This is a genomic window from Serratia sp. CY56464, from assembly GCF_052168435.1.
Lineage (GTDB): Bacteria > Pseudomonadota > Gammaproteobacteria > Enterobacterales > Enterobacteriaceae > Serratia > Serratia marcescens.
Window position 1 is genome coordinate 214182 of record NZ_JBJNMV010000001.1, and the last position, 17238, is coordinate 231419.

15 protein-coding genes and 1 pseudogene are annotated in these 17238 nt (G+C 61.6%); 10 read left to right on the forward strand and 6 right to left on the reverse strand.

The window, feature by feature from the left end:
• Nucleotides 1-12: 12 nt before the first annotated feature.
• The 7 genes from idnD to menE all read left to right on the forward strand — a co-directional run bounded on the left by idnD (nucleotide 13) and on the right by menE (nucleotide 7486).
• Nucleotides 13-1044 carry an L-idonate 5-dehydrogenase gene (gene idnD, locus ACJ8KE_RS01075; RefSeq protein WP_097101617.1) on the forward strand — a complete coding sequence of 344 codons (1032 nt, stop codon included), beginning with the start codon at nucleotides 13-15 and terminating at the stop codon, nucleotides 1042-1044.
• 81 nt (nucleotides 1045-1125) lie between these two features.
• Nucleotides 1126-1437, forward strand: a complete 312-nt coding sequence (gene elaB, locus ACJ8KE_RS01080; protein ID WP_028127745.1) for a stress response protein ElaB — start codon at nucleotides 1126-1128, stop codon at nucleotides 1435-1437.
• A gap of 380 nt (nucleotides 1438-1817) precedes the next feature.
• Nucleotides 1818-3494 carry a 2-succinyl-5-enolpyruvyl-6-hydroxy-3-cyclohexene-1-carboxylic-acid synthase gene (gene menD / locus ACJ8KE_RS01085; protein ID WP_049300060.1) on the forward strand — a complete coding sequence of 559 codons (1677 nt, stop codon included), beginning with the start codon at nucleotides 1818-1820 and terminating at the stop codon, nucleotides 3492-3494.
• A complete protein-coding gene (gene menH, locus ACJ8KE_RS01090; protein ID WP_097101619.1) occupies nucleotides 3491-4261 on the forward strand; it encodes a 2-succinyl-6-hydroxy-2,4-cyclohexadiene-1-carboxylate synthase in 771 nt (256 codons plus the stop codon). The genes menD and menH overlap by 4 nt, the downstream gene beginning before the upstream one ends.
• Nucleotides 4262-4272: 11 nt before the next feature.
• Nucleotides 4273-5130: a 1,4-dihydroxy-2-naphthoyl-CoA synthase gene (gene menB / locus ACJ8KE_RS01095; protein ID WP_016926920.1), complete on the forward strand. Its 858-nt coding sequence runs from the start codon at nucleotides 4273-4275 to the stop codon at nucleotides 5128-5130.
• Nucleotides 5130-6113, forward strand: a complete 984-nt coding sequence (gene menC, locus ACJ8KE_RS01100; protein ID WP_097101621.1) for an o-succinylbenzoate synthase — start codon at nucleotides 5130-5132, stop codon at nucleotides 6111-6113. The genes menB and menC overlap by 1 nt, the downstream gene beginning before the upstream one ends.
• Entirely contained in the window at nucleotides 6101-7486 is a 1386-nt protein-coding gene (gene menE / locus ACJ8KE_RS01105; RefSeq protein WP_097101623.1) for an o-succinylbenzoate--CoA ligase, read from the forward strand. The genes menC and menE overlap by 13 nt, the downstream gene beginning before the upstream one ends.
• Before the next feature lie 44 nt (nucleotides 7487-7530).
• On the opposite strand, the gene katA is transcribed toward menE, so the two are convergent.
• Nucleotides 7531-8967, reverse strand: a complete 1437-nt coding sequence (gene katA / locus ACJ8KE_RS01110; RefSeq protein ID WP_015378563.1) for a catalase KatA — start codon at nucleotides 8965-8967, stop codon at nucleotides 7531-7533.
• Between the two features lie 338 nt (nucleotides 8968-9305).
• On the opposite strand from katA, the gene ACJ8KE_RS01115 reads away from it, so the two are divergent.
• A complete protein-coding gene (locus ACJ8KE_RS01115) occupies nucleotides 9306-9845 on the forward strand; it encodes a YfaZ family outer membrane protein (protein WP_016926923.1) in 540 nt (179 codons plus the stop codon).
• Between the two features lie 61 nt (nucleotides 9846-9906).
• Here the strand turns inward: ACJ8KE_RS01115 and tyrP are convergent, their stop codons facing one another.
• Nucleotides 9907-11115, reverse strand: a complete 1209-nt coding sequence (gene tyrP / locus ACJ8KE_RS01120) for a tyrosine transporter TyrP (protein ID WP_015378562.1) — start codon at nucleotides 11113-11115, stop codon at nucleotides 9907-9909.
• Between the two features lie 245 nt (nucleotides 11116-11360).
• Between tyrP and ACJ8KE_RS01125 the strand changes: the two genes are divergently transcribed.
• Entirely contained in the window at nucleotides 11361-12557 is a 1197-nt protein-coding gene (locus ACJ8KE_RS01125) for a nicotinamide mononucleotide deamidase-related protein YfaY (protein ID WP_089184844.1), read from the forward strand.
• A gap of 141 nt (nucleotides 12558-12698) precedes the next feature.
• Here the strand turns inward: ACJ8KE_RS01125 and ACJ8KE_RS01130 are convergent.
• Nucleotides 12699-12953, reverse strand: a pseudogene (locus tag ACJ8KE_RS01130) (FAD-dependent oxidoreductase); the annotation flags it as partial.
• A gap of 271 nt (nucleotides 12954-13224) precedes the next feature.
• Here ACJ8KE_RS01130 and ACJ8KE_RS01135 point away from each other — a divergent pair.
• Complete coding sequence (locus tag ACJ8KE_RS01135) at nucleotides 13225-13377, forward strand: Hok/Gef family protein (protein WP_004935921.1); 153 nt, start codon at nucleotides 13225-13227, stop codon at nucleotides 13375-13377.
• A 59-nt stretch (nucleotides 13378-13436) separates the two neighbouring features.
• Here ACJ8KE_RS01135 and yfaE read toward each other — a convergent pair whose 3' ends face one another.
• The 3 genes from yfaE to nrdA all read right to left on the reverse strand — a co-directional run bounded on the left by yfaE (nucleotide 13437) and on the right by nrdA (nucleotide 17187).
• Entirely contained in the window at nucleotides 13437-13697 is a 261-nt protein-coding gene (gene yfaE / locus ACJ8KE_RS01140) for a class I ribonucleotide reductase maintenance protein YfaE (protein ID WP_016926927.1), read from the reverse strand.
• A gap of 3 nt (nucleotides 13698-13700) precedes the next feature.
• Nucleotides 13701-14831 (reverse strand): class Ia ribonucleoside-diphosphate reductase subunit beta, encoded by a 1131-nt coding sequence (gene nrdB, locus ACJ8KE_RS01145; protein ID WP_004935915.1) that lies wholly within the window; start codon nucleotides 14829-14831, stop codon nucleotides 13701-13703.
• Between the two features lie 67 nt (nucleotides 14832-14898).
• Nucleotides 14899-17187: a class 1a ribonucleoside-diphosphate reductase subunit alpha gene (gene nrdA, locus ACJ8KE_RS01150; protein WP_016926928.1), complete on the reverse strand. Its 2289-nt coding sequence runs from the start codon at nucleotides 17185-17187 to the stop codon at nucleotides 14899-14901.
• Between the last annotated feature and the right edge of the window lie 51 nt (nucleotides 17188-17238).

Here is a 17238-nt window from a genome sequence, read left to right on the forward strand (position 1 = left end):
TGGAGTCTGGAGATGAAAATTCAAACCCAGTCCTGCGTGGTCAACGGCAAGCGAGACGTGGCGGTGATCGCGCAAGAAGTGGATTATCGGGGGCAGGGAACGCTGGTGAAAATCAGCCGCGGCGGCATCTGCGGCTCGGATCTGCATTACTTCCAGGAAGGCAAGGTCGGCAATTTTCAGGTGCGTCAGCCGATGGTGCTGGGCCATGAGGTGATCGGTGAGGTGGTCGCCAGCGATTCGCCGCAGCTGCCGGTCGGGCAGAAGGTGGCGCTCAATCCCAGCAAACCCTGCGGGCAGTGTAAATACTGTCTGGCGCAGCAAAGCAATCAATGCGTCGAGATGCGCTTTTTCGGCAGCGCGATGTATTTTCCGCACGTCGACGGCGCTTTTACCCAATACAAAGTGGTGGATAGCGCGCAGTGCATTCCTTACGCCGCCGATCGCGACGACAGGGTGATGGTGTTCGCCGAACCGCTGGCGGTGGCTGTCCACGCGGCGAAGCAGCCCGGCGATGTGACGGGGAAAAAGATTTTCGTGTCCGGCGTTGGCCCGATCGGCTGTCTGCTGGTGGCAGCGCTGAAAGCGCTGGGCGCCGCCGAGATTGTCTGCGCCGATCTCAGTCCGCGCTGCCTGACGATCGCGAGGCAAATGGGGGCAAATCGGTGCCTGCATGCTGCGGACGACGATTTTAGCGACTATCAGCAGGACAAGGGCTATTTCGACGTCGCCTTCGAAGTGGCGGGACATCCGCTGTCGCTGCAGCGTTGCCTGGAGCTCACCCGCGCCAAAGGCACTGTGGTGCAGGTGGGCATGGGCGGCAGCTTCCCCGATTTTCCGCTGATGTTGTTGATTGCCAAGGAACTGAATCTGCTTGGATCGTTCCGCTTCGTGGCGGAGTTCGCGTTGGCGGTGGCCTGGCTGGCCGACGGCGTGATCGATCCGCTGCCGTTGCTGTCGGCGGAATTCGCCAGCGGGCAGTTGGCGCAGGCGCTGACGTTTGCCGGCGATAAACGCCAGGCCGCCAAGGTGCAATTGGTGTTTTAGGGTAAAAGTCCGATGGCCGCAGGCGGTGATCCTTGTCTATAGTGTAGGAACGCTTAATTTTTCAACCACGGAGATCTCACGATGGCAAGACATACGGATGCTGAGCAAACTACGCTGGATGACGATCTGAGAATGCTGACCGAGACGCTGGAAGAAGTACTGCAATACACCGGCGATCGCGCGGATCAGGCCTATATCGACATCAAGTCGCACGCCGAGCAGGCGCTGAGTGAGGTCAAGGCGCGCTGGGCGAACACGGGCGAATCCTACTATGCGCGCGCCAAAGAAGCGGTGCACCGCACCGACGACTACGTGCGGGACAAACCCTGGCACGGCGTGGGCATCGGCGCCACCGTCGGGCTGGTGCTGGGGCTGCTGCTGGCCCGCAAATAAATCATGTCATCGGGGCGGCGCAGGCCGCCTCGTGCTTTTCTGCAGACTGTGTCGTTCATCCCGCCGTTTCCCCGATCGCTTGCCCTTATCCCGCCTATACTTCCCGCTAGCCGCCGTTGGAGCGCCTCTATTTCCCTTGTTTTTGTATGGACGGATTGAGCCGGCGTCGCCGCAAGTGTAAAGTATTTGTGTTTTAATTGTTTATTTTTTGTTCTAAATCAAATAATTATCTGGTGTAAACACTCAGGGATATACGGCGTTTTTGCGCTGGCGCAAAAGCCGTGAAAATAACACCTCATATAATACAGAGCGTAACTACAGGCGCGGCGTCCGTCGGCTGCGCCGGAGACGATCTCTGCTAACTGACTTGTGAGCGAACTATGTCGACAAGTGTTTTTAATCGCCGGTGGGCGGCTGTGCTGCTCGAGGCGCTGGCCCGCCATGGGGTGAGGCATGTTTGTATCGCTCCGGGATCGCGCTCCACGCCGCTGACGCTGGCCGCTGCGGCCAACCGATCGTTTATCTGCCATACCCATTTTGATGAGCGCGGGCTCGGCCATTTGGCGCTCGGTCTGGCGAAGGCGGCGCATGAGCCGGTGGCGGTGATCGTCACGTCCGGCACCGCGGCGGCGAACCTTTATCCCGCGTTGATCGAAGCCGGCCTGACCGGTGAACGGCTGGTGTTTCTCACCGCCGATCGGCCGCCGGAACTGATCGACTGCGGCGCCAATCAGGCGATCCGTCAAAACGGTCTCTACAGCAGTCACCCGACGTTGGCGATCGATCTGCCGCGTCCGACGCCGGATATTCCGGCCGCGTGGCTGGCCTCCAGCGTCGACAGCGCGATGGCGCGCCTGCAGCATGGCGCTTTGCATATCAACTGCCCGTTCGCCGAACCGCTGTACGGCGGCGATGAGCGTCAGTATGCCGATTGGTCCGCCGCGCTGGGCGACTGGTGGCAGGGCGATCGTCCGTGGCTGCAGGAAAGCGAGACGCGTGCGGCGCCGTCGCCGCAGCCGGACTGGTTCTTCTGGCGGCAAAAACGCGGCGTGGTGCTGGCCGGCCGCATGAGCGCGGAAGAGGGCGCGCGGCTGGCCGACTGGGCCGAGACGCTGGGCTGGCCGCTGATCGGCGATGTGCTGTCGCAGACCGGGCAACCGCTGCCCTGCGCCGATTTATGGCTCGCGCATCCGCAGGCGCAGCGCCTGTTGCAAGACGCGCAGCTGGTGGTGCAGTTCGGCGGCAGCTTGACCGGCAAACGCCTGCTGCAGTGGCAGACGCAGTGCCGGCCGGAAGAGTATTGGGTTATCGACGAGCTGCCGGGGCGGCTCGATCCGGCCCAGCACCGGGGGCGGCGCTTGCGCGCCGGGGTGGCGCAGTGGTTGGCGCAGCATCCGGCGCAACCGCGCGCGCCGTGGGCCGCCGGGCTGGCGGCCTTGGCGGATAAGGCGCTGACGGCGGCGTCCACGCATCTGCACGATAACTTTGGCGAAGCGCAGCTGGCGCACCGCCTGCCGGAGCTGCTGCCGGAGAACGGCCAGCTGTTTCTCGGCAACAGCCTGGTGGTGCGACTGATCGACGCGTTAACGACGCTGCCTGCCGCTTACCCGGTATTCAGCAACCGCGGCGCCAGTGGCATCGACGGTCTGATTTCCACCGCCGCCGGCGTACAGCGCGCCACCGCGAGGCCGACGTTGGCGGTGGTGGGCGACCTTTCCGCGTTGTATGACCTCAATGCGCTGGCGTTGTTGCGCCACGGTTCGGCGCCGACGGTGCTGATCGTCGTCAATAACAACGGCGGCCAAATTTTCTCGCTGTTGCCGACGCCGGACGAGGAGCGCCAACGCTTTTACTGCATGCCGCAGAACGTCGAGTTCAGCCACGCGGCGGCGATGTTCCAGCTTGACTACGCGCGGCCGGAAAACTGGAGCCAGCTGCAACAGGCGGTTGAGCAAGGCTGGCGGCGCGGCGGCGCTACGCTGATAGAACTGCAGGTGCCACCGAGCGCAGGGGCCGAAAGCCTGCAATACCTGGTGCAACAGATGGCGGTGCAATGATGCTGGCGACGCGAATTTTGCAACAGGGCGAAGCGGGCCGCCCGTGGCTGGTGTGGCTGCATGGCCTGCTCGGCAACAACAACGAATGGCGGGTGATCGCCGCGCGCTGCCCGGAATGGCCGTCGCTGGCCATCGATCTGCCCGGCCACGGCGATTCCGTGGCGGTGACCTGCCGCGGCTTCGACGACATCAGCGCGCAAATCGCCGCTACGCTGCAGCTGCGCAATATTGAACGTTATTGGCTGGTGGGCTATTCGCTCGGCGGGCGCATCGCCATGTATCACGCTTGCCTCGGCCGCCATGCCGGCCTGCAAGGCGTGATCGTCGAGGGCGGCAATCCGGGGCTGGAGGACGAACAACAGCGCCGCCATCGCTGCGAGCAGGATGCACTGTGGGCGGCGCGTTTTCGCAGTGAACCGATCGCCGAGGTGCTGGCGGACTGGTATCAGCAGCCGGTGTTCAAAGAGCTTAGCCATGTGCACCGTCAGGCGTTGATCGCCGCGCGTTCGGTCAACAGCGGCCCGGCGATTGCCGACATGCTCGAAGCCACGTCGCTCGGGCGGCAGCCCTATCTGACGCCGCAGCTGCGCCAACTGACCGTGCCGCTGCGGGTGCTGTGCGGTGAGAACGACCCCAAATTTCAACGGCTGGCGCGCGACGCCGGGTTGCCGTTGCGCATCGTGCCGCAGGCCGGCCACAACGCGCATCTGGCCAATCCGCAGGATTTCGTCGCCGAGCTGCAGACCTTTCTCGTTAACCCTGGTTAAAGGAACCGAACATGCTTTATCCGAATGAAGAACACCTGTATGCCGCCATCGCCTGGCAGGATTGCACCGGCGATTTCGAAGACATTCTGTATCACAAGTCCGCCGACGGCATCGCTAAAATCACCATCAACCGGCCGCAGGTGCGCAACGCGTTTCGTCCGCAAACGGTCAAAGAGATGATCGACGCGCTGGCCAACGCCCGTTACGACGACGGCATCGGCGTCATTATTCTGACCGGCGCCGGCGATAGGGCCTTCTGCTCCGGCGGCGACCAGAAAGTGCGCGGCGACTACGGCGGCTATCGCGACGACAGCGGCGTACATCATCTCAACGTGCTGGACTTTCAGCGCCAGATCCGCACCTGCCCGAAACCGGTGGTGGCGATGGTGGCCGGCTATTCGATCGGCGGCGGCCACGTGCTGCACATGATGTGCGATCTGACCATCGCGGCGGATAACGCCATCTTCGGCCAGACCGGCCCGAAAGTGGGCTCGTTTGACGGCGGCTGGGGGGCGTCTTACATGGCGCGCATCGTCGGCCAGAAGAAGGCGCGCGAAATCTGGTTCCTGTGCCGTCAGTACGACGCCGCCGCCGCGCTGGACATGGGCCTGGTCAATACCGTGGTGCCGCTGGCCGATCTGGAAAAAGAGACGGTGCGCTGGTGCCGCGAAATGCTGCAGAACAGCCCGATGGCGCTGCGCTGCCTGAAGGCGGCGCTGAATGCCGACTGCGACGGCCAGGCCGGTTTGCAGGAGCTGGCGGGCAACGCCACCATGTTGTTCTACATGACCGACGAAGGGCAGGAAGGGCGCAACGCGTTCAACGAGAAGCGCCAACCGGACTTCAGCAAATTCAAGCGTAACCCGTAATGAGCGGAGCAAACCGCAGCGCGGCGCTATACCGTTACAGCCTGCCGATGGAGGCGGGCGTGGTGCTGCGCAATCAGCGGTTGAAAACGCGTGACGGATGGGTGGTGCAACTGTGCCAGGGCGAGCGTGAGGGGTGGGGCGAGATCGCGCCGCTGCCGGAATTCAGTCGGGAAACGTTGGCGCAGGCCGAACAGGCCGCGTTGGGCTGGCTGCAGGCCTGGTTGGCGGGCAACGAACCGGATGACAGCGCGCTGCCCTCGGTGGCCTTTGGGCTCAGCTGTGCACAGGCCGAGCTGGAGCAGCGCTTGCCGATGCAGGCGGATTTCCGCAAGGCGCCGCTGTGTACCGGCGATCCGGACGAGCTGTTCGAGACATTGAGCGCTTTGCCGGGCGAGAAAGTCGCCAAGGTGAAAGTAGGGCTGTATGAGGCGGTGCGCGACGGCATGATCGTCAACGTGCTGCTGGAGGCGCTGCCGGATCTGCGGCTGCGGCTGGATGCCAACCGCAGTTGGACCCGCGCCAAAGCCGACGGCTTCGCCAAATACGTCAACCCGGCGTGGCGCGATCGCATCGCCTTTTTGGAAGAGCCCTGCAAGACCCGTGATGAATCGCGCGATTTCGCCCGGGCGACCGGCATCGCCATCGCCTGGGATGAGAGCGTGCGCGAGGCGGACTTTGTGGTGCAGGCCGAGCCGGGCGTGGCGGCCATCGTGATCAAGCCGACGTTGGTCGGCAGTCTGACGCGCTGCCAGGCGCTGGTGGCGCAGGCGCACGCGGCGGGGCTGACGGCGGTGATCAGTTCCAGCATCGAGTCCAGCCTGGGGTTGACCCAGCTGGCGCGCATCGCCTATTGGCTGACGCCGGACACCGTGCCGGGCCTGGACACGCTGGGGTTGATGCAGGCGCAGGTGCTGCGCCCGTGGCCGGGCAGCGCGTTGCCGCTGCTGGATGTCTCGGCGCTGGAGTGTCTATGGCGCGGTTAAGCGATTGGCCGTGGCGGCACTGGGCGCGCCTTCAGCCGCAGGCGACGGCGCTGTTGCTCGGCGAACGGCCGCTGAGCTGGCTGGCGTTGCAAAGCCAGGTGGATGAACTGGCGGCGGACTTTCAGCACCAGGGCGTAGAACCGGGCTGCGGCGTGGCGCTGTGCGGCAAAAACAGCTATCCGTTGCTGTTGGCCTATCTGGCGCTGCTGCAATGCGGCGCGCGCCTGTTGCCGCTCAATCCCGCCTTGCCGACGCCGCTGTTGGCGCAGCTGTTGCCGGAATTGGATATAGCCTTCGCTTTCGGCCCGGACTCGTTGCCGGCGTTGCCGGAAGAGGTGATTCGGTTGACGCCGCCCTCGACCGAGCCGCGTTGGCCAGACCTGCCGACGTGGGATGCGCAGCGTCTGGCGACGCTGACGCTGACCTCGGGTTCCAGCGGCATGCCGAAAGCGGCGGCGCACAGCTACGCCAATCATCTGGCCAGCGCCGCCGGGGTGTTGCGGTTGATGGATTTTCAACGTGAGGATTGCTGGCTGTTGTCACTGCCGATGTTTCACGTCTCCGGCCAGGGCATCGTCTGGCGCTGGTTGGCGGCGGGCGCCCGATTGGCGGTGCGCGAGATGCACCCGCTGGCGGAGGCATTGGCGGGATGCACGCATGCTTCGCTGGTGCCGACGCAGCTCTGGCGGCTGCTGGCGCAACCCCTGACGGGCATGATGTTGAAAGCGGTGCTGCTCGGCGGCGCGATGATCCCGGTGGAGCTGACCGAACGGGCGGAGGCGGCGGGGATCCGCTGCTGGTGCGGCTACGGGCTGACCGAACTGGCCTCCACGGTGTGCGCCAAGCGCGCCGATGCGCGGCCGGGCGTCGGCCTGCCGCTCGGCGGCCGCGAAGTAAAACTGGTGGGCGAAGAGGTCTGGATCCGCGCCGACAGCCTGGCGCTCGGCTACTGGCGTCATGGCCATCTGCAGCCGTTGGCCGATGAACAGGGCTGGTTCGCGACCCGCGATCGCGGCGTGATGGCTGAGGGAGAACTGCGCATTCTCGGCCGGCTGGACAACCTGTTTTTCAGCGGCGGCGAAGGGGTGCAGCCCGAGGATATCGAACGCGTGCTGGCGGCGCACCCGCAGATCACGCAGGCGTTTGTGGTGCCGATGGCGGACGCCGAGTTCGGCCAGCGGCCGGTGGCGGTGATCGACGGCGATCCGTCGCTGTCGCTGGCGACGCTGCTCGCCTGGTCGCAGGACCAGCTGGCCAATTTCCAACGCCCGGCGGCGTTGCTCCCGTTGCCTGACGAGCTGAAAAACGGCGGCATCAAGATTTCGCGCCGCCAGTTGCAGCAGTGGGTGGCGGAGAGCCTGCGTCCGGCATAAAAAAAGCCGCCCGAAAGGGCGGCTGAGTAGATGGCAACAGAGGGTTATTTCAGCCCCAACGCCTTGGCGACGCCGGCGCCGTAGTCCGGATGCACCTTGGTGAACAGCTCGACCTGACGGCGCTGGATCTGTTCCGGCACCTGCGACAGTTCGCCGGCGATGCGGGTGAACATGCGCTGGTGCTCTTCGGCGCTCAGCAGGTTGAACAGCGCGCGCGGCTGGCTGTAGTAATCGTCGTCTTCACGATGGTTCCAGTGATCGGCCGCGCCCTCAATGCTCAGCGGCGGCTCGCTGAAGTCCGGCTGCTCCTGGAACAGGCCGAAGCTGTTCGGTTCGTAGGTGGCGCCGTTGCCGCTGTTGCCGTCCACGCGCATCGCACCGTCGCGATGATAGTTGTGGAACGGGCATTTGGCGCCGTTCACCGGGATCTGGTGATGGTTGACGCCCAGGCGGTAGCGGTGCGCATCGCCATAGGAGAACAGACGGCCCTGCAGCATTTTATCCGGCGAGAAACTGATGCCCGGCACCACGTTGGCGGGGTTCATCGCCACTTGTTCGACTTCGGAGAAGTAGTTGTCGGGATTGCGGTTCAACTCGAAATAACCGACGTCGATCAGCGGGTAGTCGCCGTGCGGCCATACCTTGGTCAGATCGAATGGGTTATATGGCGTCTGAGAGGCTTCGTGTTCCGGCATGATCTGAATTTGCAGCTTCCAGCGCGGGAAGTCGCCGCGTTTGATCGCCTCGAACAAATCGCGCTGTGAGCTTTCGCGATCCTTGGCGATGATCGCTTCCGCCTCTTCATCCATCAGGTTTTCAATGCCCTGTTCGCAGCGGAAGTGGAATTTCACCCAGAAACGTTCGTTGGCGGCATTGATAAAGCTGAAGGTGTGGCTGCCGAAGCCGTGCATGTGGCGGTAGGACTTGGGAATGCCGCGATCGCTGAAGTCGATGGTCAGCTGGTGCAGTGATTCCGGCAGGTGGGAGAAGAAGTCCCACTTGTAGACCGGATTGCGCAGGTTGGTATGCGGATCGCGTTTCACCACGTGGTTGAGATCGGGGAATTTCAGCGGATCGCGCAGATAGAACACCGGCGTATCGTTACCCACCAGATCCCAGTTGCCTTCTTCGGTATAGAACTTCATGGCGAAGCCGCGAATGTCGCGTTCGGCGTCGGCGGCGCCGCGTTCACCGGCGACGGTGGAGAAGCGGATAAACATGTCGGTCTGCTTACCGATTTCGGAGAAGATCTTGGCGCGGGTGTAGCGGGTGATGTCGTGGGTGACGGTAAAGGTGCCGTAGGCGCCGGATCCCTTGGCGTGCATGCGACGCTCGGGGATGACTTCACGGTCGAAGTGGGCCAGTTTTTCCAGGAACCACACGTCCTGCAACAGCATCGGGCCGCGTTTGCCCGCGGTGATCACGTTATTGTTATCGACAACCGGGGCGCCGGCTGCGGTGGTCAGTCCTTTCTTGCTCATCACTTGCTCCTTATCGTAGTGCAGTTAAGTAAAGACTCGGGCGGTTTAAGCGTTCATCAGCATAGTCCTTTGGCGGGGCTTCTTCCCCTGACCTTGGTCAAAGCCACTACTAGTTGTAGCCCTATTGCCGAGCGACGGCAAATAGGTCTCGGTTATCGTTGGCATCGCCTTGACGAATATGGATTTTTGTTTGCAAATTTTTACATTTATTTGATTATTGAAGAATTTTTTCGCTTTTATCCCTTAAATACTCATTGCGCTTTGGTATAGACTCGTGACGTTATTATTATGCGTTGATTCGATCATTCGGTACGGATGACAAACCAGAGGGAAAGATGATGAAAAAGACTTGGGTCGCGTGCGCGGCAGGATTGCTGTTGGTGACCGGCGCGGCGAACGCCATCAGCGTGTCGGGCGAAGCCGGGCAACACTACACCAACCTGGGCGTCGGCATGAGCACCGGCTCTTCAGGTCTTGGCCTGACCGGCAACTGGGCGCGCAGCGACCACGACGGCAACGTCGGCAGCCTGGGGTTGAACTTCGGCGTGCCGCTGGGGCCGTTGACGGCGACCGTGGGCGCCAAAGCGCTGTACCTCAGCCCGAAAGACGGGAAGAGCGGCGGGGCGGTGGCGCTGGGCGGCGGCCTGGAGTGGGAAATTAACCGTTACTTCAGCCTGCACGGCGAAGGGTACTTTGCCCCTGAGTCTTTCACCAGCGGCGTGAAGGCCTATAACGAAGCCAGCGGCGGCCTGCGCTGGAAGTTCCGTCCGCTGAGCGTGGACGTGGGCTACCGTTACATGCAAATGGAAGGCAAAGACGGGCGTCGCGACAATACGCTGGCCGATGGCCCTTATGTCGGCGTGGGCCTGAGCTTCTGACGCTCAGCAAAAAGGGGCCATTGCGGCCCCTTTCTCTTTATCATTTCTTGTCTTTCGTCGCTTACCCGACCGCCGGCAGCATGCCGCTGGCGATGCCCAGTTGGATGGCGATCACCGTCACCCCGCAGACAAACACCAACGCCAGCGCCGGCGTACCGCCCCAGACGCGATACTGCGCCTGATGCTTTTGGCGGGTTTTCCACACCAGCAGTGAAGGCAACAGCAGCGCCAACACCGACAAGGCGATGGCGGCGAATCCCAGCGCCAGCACGAAGCCGCGCGGGTAGAACAGCGCGAAGGCCAGCGGCGGCAGGAAGGTGATGGCGCCGGTTTGCAGGCGGCCGCGCACGTTATCTTGCCGCTTGAACAGGTCGGCCAGGAAATCGAACAGCCCGAGCGCCACGCCGAGGAACGAGGTCGCCAGCGCCAGATCGGCGAACAGGTGCACCGCCAGTTCAACGTGCGGCGAAGCCACCGCGTCGCGCACCGCCTGCAACAGGCCGTTCAGCCCGGCCTGCTGCGCCAGAATGCCGACGAAGGTGTCGGAGCTGATGCTGCCCAGCGTCGCCAGCTGCCAGAAGATATAGGCCATCAGCGGGATGGCGCTGCCGATGATAAATACCCAGCGCAGTTTGCGAATGTTGCCGCCCATGTAGTTGACAATGCTCGGCACGCTGCCGTGGAAACCGAAAGAAGTGAAGATCACCGGAATGGCCGACAGCGCCAGGCCTTGCTCCAGCGGCAATGTCATCAGATTGGTTTGGTGGATATTCGGCAACATCAGGCCGAGCATCACCACCAGAAATACCACTTTGGCGCTGAACAGGATGCGGTTGAACAAGTCGACCGAGTGGGTGCCGATGCACACCACGCCGCCGGCCACCAGGGTGAACAGCAGGACGCCGAGCGACACCGGGAAGTCCTGCGATGTCCATTGGCTGATGCTGGTGGCGAGCAGTTCGCCGGCGCCGCTGATATAGGCGGCGGTGAGGGCGTACATCAGGAACATCATGCTAAAGCTGGTCAGCCACTGGCCGCCGCCGCCGAGATAACGTTTGGCGAGCGTGCCCAGACCGGTATCCGCCTGCTCATGCTGGTAAACCTCCACCAGCAGCAGCGCGGTGTAACACATCAACAGCCACAGCCCGACCAGTAAGGCCAGCGTGACGCCGAAGCCGACGCCGGCCGCTGCCAGCGGCATCGCCAGCATCCCGGCGCCAATGGTGGTGCCCGCCACGATAAAAACACTGCCAAGAGTGCGATTCTTCACGTTTTTTCTCTACCAGCCGAAAGATTTTGAAAATTATAGGTAACGATTTATGAGGATGGCAGGATAGTGGAAGCCCTAATTTGTGTCAAACCGGCGTTACGCGTGATGTAAATAAATATTTACATTTCGGCGACCGGCATGGCACATGAGAAACGGACCCAAGGCTGAAATTATCCGAAGGCGGCTAGTGAAAAGTTATTTACGGGCTTCTATAGTGGAATGACCAAAAAATGTGGGAGAGATCAATGTTAAGGGTGGAGATGCTCAGCACCGGCGATGAGGTGCTGCACGGGCAAATTATTGATACCAACGCCGCCTGGCTGGCGGACTACCTGTTCCAGCAGGGGGTGCCGATGAGCGGGCGTGAAACGGTCGGGGACAGCCTCTCTGCGTTGATCGAGATCCTGCAGGAACGCAGCCATATCGCCGATGTGTTGATCGTCAACGGCGGCCTGGGGCCGACCAGCGACGATCTCAGCGCGCTGGCCGCCGCGAAAGCCAGCGGCGTAGAGCTGGTCGAACGGGCTGACTGGTTGGCGCGCATGGAAGCCTATTTCGCCGAGCGCGGGCGGCCGATGGCCCCTTCCAATCGCAAGCAGGCGCAGATCCCGGCCAACGCGGAAATGCTGGATAACCCTGTGGGCACCGCCTGCGGGTTCGCATTGCAGCTGAACCAATGCCTGATGTTCTTCACCCCCGGCGTGCCGTCGGAATTCAAAGTGATGGTCGAGCAGCAGATCGTACCGCGTCTGCGCCAGCGCTTCACCTTGCCAGCGCCGCCGCTGTGCCTGCGCCTGACGACCTTCGGCACCTCCGAGAGCGATCTGGCCGCCGAGCTGGACGGCATGCCGCTGCCGCCGGATGTGGTGTTGGGTTACCGTTCCTCCAGCCCGATCATCGAACTGAAGCTGACTGGGCCGGAAAGCCGGCGTGCGGAAATGGAGCTGGCCTGGCGACGCGTGCGCGAAGTGGCGGGGGACAACTGCATTTTTGAAGGCACCGACGGGTTGCCGGCGACGCTGACGCAGCGCCTGAATCAGCAAGGGCTGAAGCTGGCGTTGAGCGAGCAGTTCAGTGGCGGTTTGATCAATCTGCAGCTGCAGAGCGAAGGGGCGCCGCTGGCGGGTGGCGAGCTGCTGCCGGCACACTGCATCGAAACGCTGGAAACGACGCTGGCGCGCGCCCGCTCGCTGGCGGAATTGACCGGCGCGCCGTTGGCGTTGGCGGTCAGCGCCATGCGCGATGAGCAGGTGAGCATTGCGCTGCACACGCCGCGCGGCGGCATTGGCCAGACCGTGCGTTATCGCGCGTCGCGCCACGGTCTGCGGTTGCGTCAGGAGTCGGTGGCGATGCTGGCGTTGGATATGCTGCGCCGCTGGCTGAATGGGAGCCAGGCGTGCGGTAAAAACGCCTGGCTGGAAGTGGTGGAAATTATCGAGTGACGGGCATCGGCGTTGCTGAGTCTCCCGCGTCTTGTCGGCCTCATCGCGCTGCATCAGCCGTTCGGACGCCAGGCGTGAAAGACGTATTGCGGCCGCGCCTCGCGTTTGCAGTTCTGTACCGTAGTTCCTGAGTGCCTGCCCGGCGCTGTCTGAGTGCGCCAGATGCGCCGCCAGGCTGGCGGCGTCTACCAGCGCGGTGTTGGCGCCGAGCCCACCCGCCGGGCTCATGGCGTGCACGGCGTCGCCGAGAAAGGCGATGCGTTCGCTGTGCCATTCCGGCATCGCCGCCGTAACCTGCACCGTCCGCACGCTGAGCGACAGGGGATCCGCCAACGCTAACGCCGTTTGCAAGGCGGGCGCCCATCCCTGCGAGATATGCCGTACGCGCGCCCGCAACGCGGTGCTTTTTTACACATCGGCGGGAAAGGGGCACTAAGCGAAATACTTTGAGGATGGTTATATATCCCTGATTAATCATAATCTTATAGGGGATATTCGCGGTGAGGGAATGCTGTTACTCTCTTGACGGGTGCTTGAGACTGTTCGTCTTGGGCATTGTGTGACAAGGCGGATAGATGAAAGCCCCAGACTGACTCTCAAATCAGAATGGGGCTGCCCTAACGCCTAGACACCGTTATGGTAGCCCCTTCACAGCAAGGAGGCAAGCATGCGCTTAAGGCATGTGTTTCACTCGCTAACCGTTGTATGTATTACGGTTTTGTTATTTATCTGGATGATAAGAGACTCGCTGTGCGAGCTGAAAATCTACCAGGAAAATATCACTATCCTGATCAGGTTGGCGTGTGAGGTGAAGCGGTAATCCTAGGGCGGGGGCAACCCCGCCTTCTGGTCTTCAGGCGCGGTTTCCGGCACCCGACTTTACATTTCCAGCTCGATATCCGTCAGCGGCATGCAGCAGCAGGGCAGGATTTCGCCGGCGTTGATAAACGCCAGCGGCTGTTGGCGGTAGGCCACTTCGCCTTTCACCAGCTTCAGGCGGCAGGCGCCGCAATAGCCGGAGCGGCATTGGTACTCCACCTGCACGTCGTGCAGTTCCAGCACGTCGAGCAGGCAGTTTTCACTGTTAGGGCAAGAGAGCTGCGTGCCGGCGGCGCGCAGCGTCACGGTTGGCGTCGTCATCGCTTACAGTTCGAAGTCGCTCAGGTCGTCGGCGTTGATCTCCGAGTCGATCTGGCCAACCAGGTAGGAGCTCACTTCCACTTCCTGCGGCGCTACCTGCACGTTGTCGGACACCAGCCAGGCGTTGATCCACGGGATCGGGTTGGAGCGGGTTTCGAACGGCAGACCGAGGCCGACCGCCTGCATGCGGATATTGGTGATGTATTCCACATACTGGCACAGGATGTCTTTGTTCAGGCCAATCATCGAGCCGTCGCGGAACAGGTATTCCGCCCACTCTTTCTCCTGCTGGGCGGCCAGCACGAACAGATCGTAGCACTCTTGCTGGCACTCTTCGGCGATCTCCGCCATTTCAGGATCGTCGGCGCCGGAACGCATCAGGTTCAGCATGTGCTGGGTGCCGGTCAGGTGCAGCGCTTCGTCGCGAGCGATCAGCTTGATGATCTTGGCGTTGCCTTCCATCAATTCGCGCTCGGCGAACGCGAAGGAGCAGGCAAAGCTGACGTAGAAACGGATCGCTTCCAGCGCGTTCACGCTCATCAGGCACAGGTACAGCTGCTTCTTCAGCGCACGCAGATTGACGGTGACGGTTTTACCGTTCACCTGGTGGGTGCCTTCACCCAGCAGGTGATAGTAGCTGGTCATCTCGATCAGATCGTCGTAGTAGCCGGAAATGTCTTTCGCGCGCTTCTTGATCTCTTCGTTGGTGACGATGTCGTCGAACACCAGCGCCGGATCGTTGACGATGTTGCGGATGATGTGGGTGTAGGAACGGGAGTGGATGGTCTCGGAGAACGACCAGGTTTCCACCCAGGTTTCCAGCTCAGGGATCGAGATCAGCGGCAGCAGGGCGACGTTCGGGCTGCGGCCCTGGATGGAGTCCAGCAGCGTCTGATACTTCAGGTTGCTGATGAAGATGTGCTTCTCGTGCTCCGGCAGCGCCTGATAATCGATGCGATCGCGGGAAACGTCAACCTCTTCCGGGCGCCAGAAGAAGGAGAGCTGTTTTTCGATCAGCTTTTCGAAGATTTCATGCTTTTGCTGGTCGAAACGCGCAACGTTTACCGACTGGCCGAAGAACATCGGCTCTTGCAGCTGGTCGTTTTTGGTCTGAGAAAAAGTGGTGTAAGCCATAAGCCTGAATCCATCGTAACGTGGCTAAATGAAGGGGCCGGAAAACTCCGGCCCGCTAGGTCAAACTTTAGATCTTGCAGGCGCCGCTTTCGCAGTCGTCATCGCCGGCCTTGGCAGGCTGCAAATCTTCCTGGGCGTCTTCCGCGCCGTCGCGGGTGTTTTGGTAGTACAGCGTTTTCACGCCGAACTTGTAGGTGGTGAGCAGGTCTTTCAACAACTGCTTCATCGGCACCTTGCCGCCCGGGAAGCGGGTAGGATCGTAGTTGGTGTTGGCCGAAATCGACTGGTCGATGAATTTCTGCATCAGCCCCACCAGCTGCAGATAGCCGTCGTTGCTCGGCATTTCCCACAGCAGCTCGTAGTTGTCTTTCAGACGCTCATACTCCGGCACCACCTGGCGCAGGATGCCGTCTTTCGACGCCTTGATGCTGATGTGGCCGCGCGGCGGCTCGATGCCGTTGGTGGCGTTGGAAATCTGCGAAGAGGTTTCCGACGGCATCAGGGCGGACAGCGTCGAGTTGCGCAGACCGGTTTCCTGGATCTCTTTGCGCAGGGTTTCCCAGTCGTAGTGCAGCGGCTCGTTGCAGATCGCATCCAGGTCTTTCTTGTAGGTGTCGATCGGCAGGATGCCCTGCGAATAGGTGGTTTCGTTGAACCACGGGCAAGCGCCTTGTTCCTGAGCCAGGCGGTTGGAGGCTTTCAGCAGGTAGTACTGAATGGCCTCGAACGTTTTGTGGGTCAGGTTGTTGGCGCTGCCGTCGGAGTAGCGCACGCCGTTTTTCGCCAGGTAATAGGCGAAGTTGATCACGCCAATGCCCAGGGTGCGACGACCCATCGCGCCACGGTGCGCGGCCTTGATCGGATAATCCTGATAATCCAGCAGGGCGTCGAGTGAACGCACCGCCAGGGTCGCCAGCTCTTCCAGATCGTCCAGGCTGTCGATCGCGCCCAGGTTGAAGGCGGACAGGGTGCACAGCGCAATTTCGCCATTCTCGTCGTTGACGTCTTCCAGCGGCTTGGTCGGCAGGGCGATTTCCAGGCACAGGTTGGACTGACGCACCGGCGCGATCTGCGGATCGAACGGGCTGTGGGTGTTGCAGTGGTCGACGTTCTGGATGTAGATGCGGCCGGTAGAGGCGCGCTCTTGCATCATCAGCGAGAACAGCTCAACCGCTTTCACGCGCTTCTGGCGAATGCTGTCGTCTTTCTCGTACTGGGTGTACAGACGTTCGAATTCGTCCTGATCGGCGAAGAATGCGTCATACAGCCCCGGCACGTCGGACGGGCTGAACAGGGTGATGTCTTCGCCCTTGATCAGACGCTGGTACATCAGGCGGTTCAGCTGCACGCCGTAGTCCATGTGGCGCACGCGGTTGCCTTCAACGCCGCGGTTGTTTTTCAGCACCAGCAGGCTTTCCACTTCCAGGTGCCACATCGGGTAGAACAGCGTTGCCGCGCCACCGCGCACGCCGCCCTGCGAGCAGGATTTGACGGCGGTCTGGAAGTGTTTGTAGAACGGAATGCAACCGGTATGGAAAGCTTCCCCGCCACGGATCGGGCTGCCCAGCGCGCGAATGCGGCCGGCGTTGATGCCGATGCCGGCGCGTTGCGAAACGTATTTCACAATGGCGCTGGAGGTGGCGTTGATGGAGTCCAGGCTGTCGCCGCACTCGATCAGCACGCAGGAGCTGAACTGACGGGTTGGGGTGCGCACGCCGGACATGATCGGCGTTGGCAGCGAAATCTTGAAGGTGGAAATCGCGTCGTAGAAACGTTTGACGTAGTCCAGACGAGTTTCACGCGGGTAGTTGGAGAACAGGCAAGCGGACACCAGCATGTACAGGAACTGGGCGCTTTCGTAGATCTCGCCGCTGACGCGGTTCTGCACCAGATACTTGCCTTCCAGCTGCTTGACGGCGGCATAAGAGAAGTTCATGTCGCGCCAGTGATCGATAAAGGAGTCCATCTGCTCGAACTCTTCAGCGCTGTAGTCTTCCAGCAGATGTTTATCGTATTTGCCCATCTCGACCATGCGCGTCACGTGAGCGTGCAGCTTCGGCGGTTCGAACTGGCCGTAAGCCTTTTTGCGCAGGTGGAAGATCGCCAGGCGAGCGGCCAGGTACTGATAGTCCGGCGCATCGCGGGAGATCAGATCGGCAGCGGCTTTGATGATGGTTTCGTGAATATCGGCGGTTTTGATGCCGTCATAAAACTGAATGTGGGAACGCAACTCTACTTGAGAAACCGAGACGTTGTGTAATCCTTCTGCGGCCCAATCGATGACCCGGTGGATTTTGTCGAGGTTGATGCGCTCTTTACGGCCATCGCGTTTAGTTACAAGCAGACTTTGGTTCATGTGGTGTTTTACCTGTCCGTATGGTGCCCCTAAGCAGAAGTGTAGTCGCTC

Excerpts from the sequence above, each read along its gene's own strand:
- yfaE (WP_016926927.1), bottom strand. The coding sequence starts at position 13,697 with ATGACGACGCCAACCGTGACGCTGCGCGCCGCCGGCACGCAGCTCTCT.
- ACJ8KE_RS01135 (WP_004935921.1), top strand. The coding sequence starts at position 13,225 with ATGCGCTTAAGGCATGTGTTTCACTCGCTAACCGTTGTATGTATTACG.
- elaB (WP_028127745.1), top strand. The coding sequence starts at position 1,126 with ATGGCAAGACATACGGATGCTGAGCAAACTACGCTGGATGACGATCTG.
- menH (WP_097101619.1), top strand. The coding sequence starts at position 3,491 with ATGATGCTGGCGACGCGAATTTTGCAACAGGGCGAAGCGGGCCGCCCG.
- nrdB (WP_004935915.1), bottom strand. The coding sequence starts at position 14,831 with ATGGCTTACACCACTTTTTCTCAGACCAAAAACGACCAGCTGCAAGAG.
- ACJ8KE_RS01115 (WP_016926923.1), top strand. The coding sequence starts at position 9,306 with ATGAAAAAGACTTGGGTCGCGTGCGCGGCAGGATTGCTGTTGGTGACC.
- menB (WP_016926920.1), top strand. The coding sequence starts at position 4,273 with ATGCTTTATCCGAATGAAGAACACCTGTATGCCGCCATCGCCTGGCAG.
- menC (WP_097101621.1), top strand. The coding sequence starts at position 5,130 with ATGAGCGGAGCAAACCGCAGCGCGGCGCTATACCGTTACAGCCTGCCG.
- ACJ8KE_RS01125 (WP_089184844.1), top strand. The coding sequence starts at position 11,361 with ATGTTAAGGGTGGAGATGCTCAGCACCGGCGATGAGGTGCTGCACGGG.
- katA (WP_015378563.1), bottom strand. The coding sequence starts at position 8,967 with ATGAGCAAGAAAGGACTGACCACCGCAGCCGGCGCCCCGGTTGTCGAT.
- idnD (WP_097101617.1), top strand. The coding sequence starts at position 13 with ATGAAAATTCAAACCCAGTCCTGCGTGGTCAACGGCAAGCGAGACGTG.
- menE (WP_097101623.1), top strand. The coding sequence starts at position 6,101 with ATGGCGCGGTTAAGCGATTGGCCGTGGCGGCACTGGGCGCGCCTTCAG.
- nrdA (WP_016926928.1), bottom strand. The coding sequence starts at position 17,187 with ATGAACCAAAGTCTGCTTGTAACTAAACGCGATGGCCGTAAAGAGCGC.
- menD (WP_049300060.1), top strand. The coding sequence starts at position 1,818 with ATGTCGACAAGTGTTTTTAATCGCCGGTGGGCGGCTGTGCTGCTCGAG.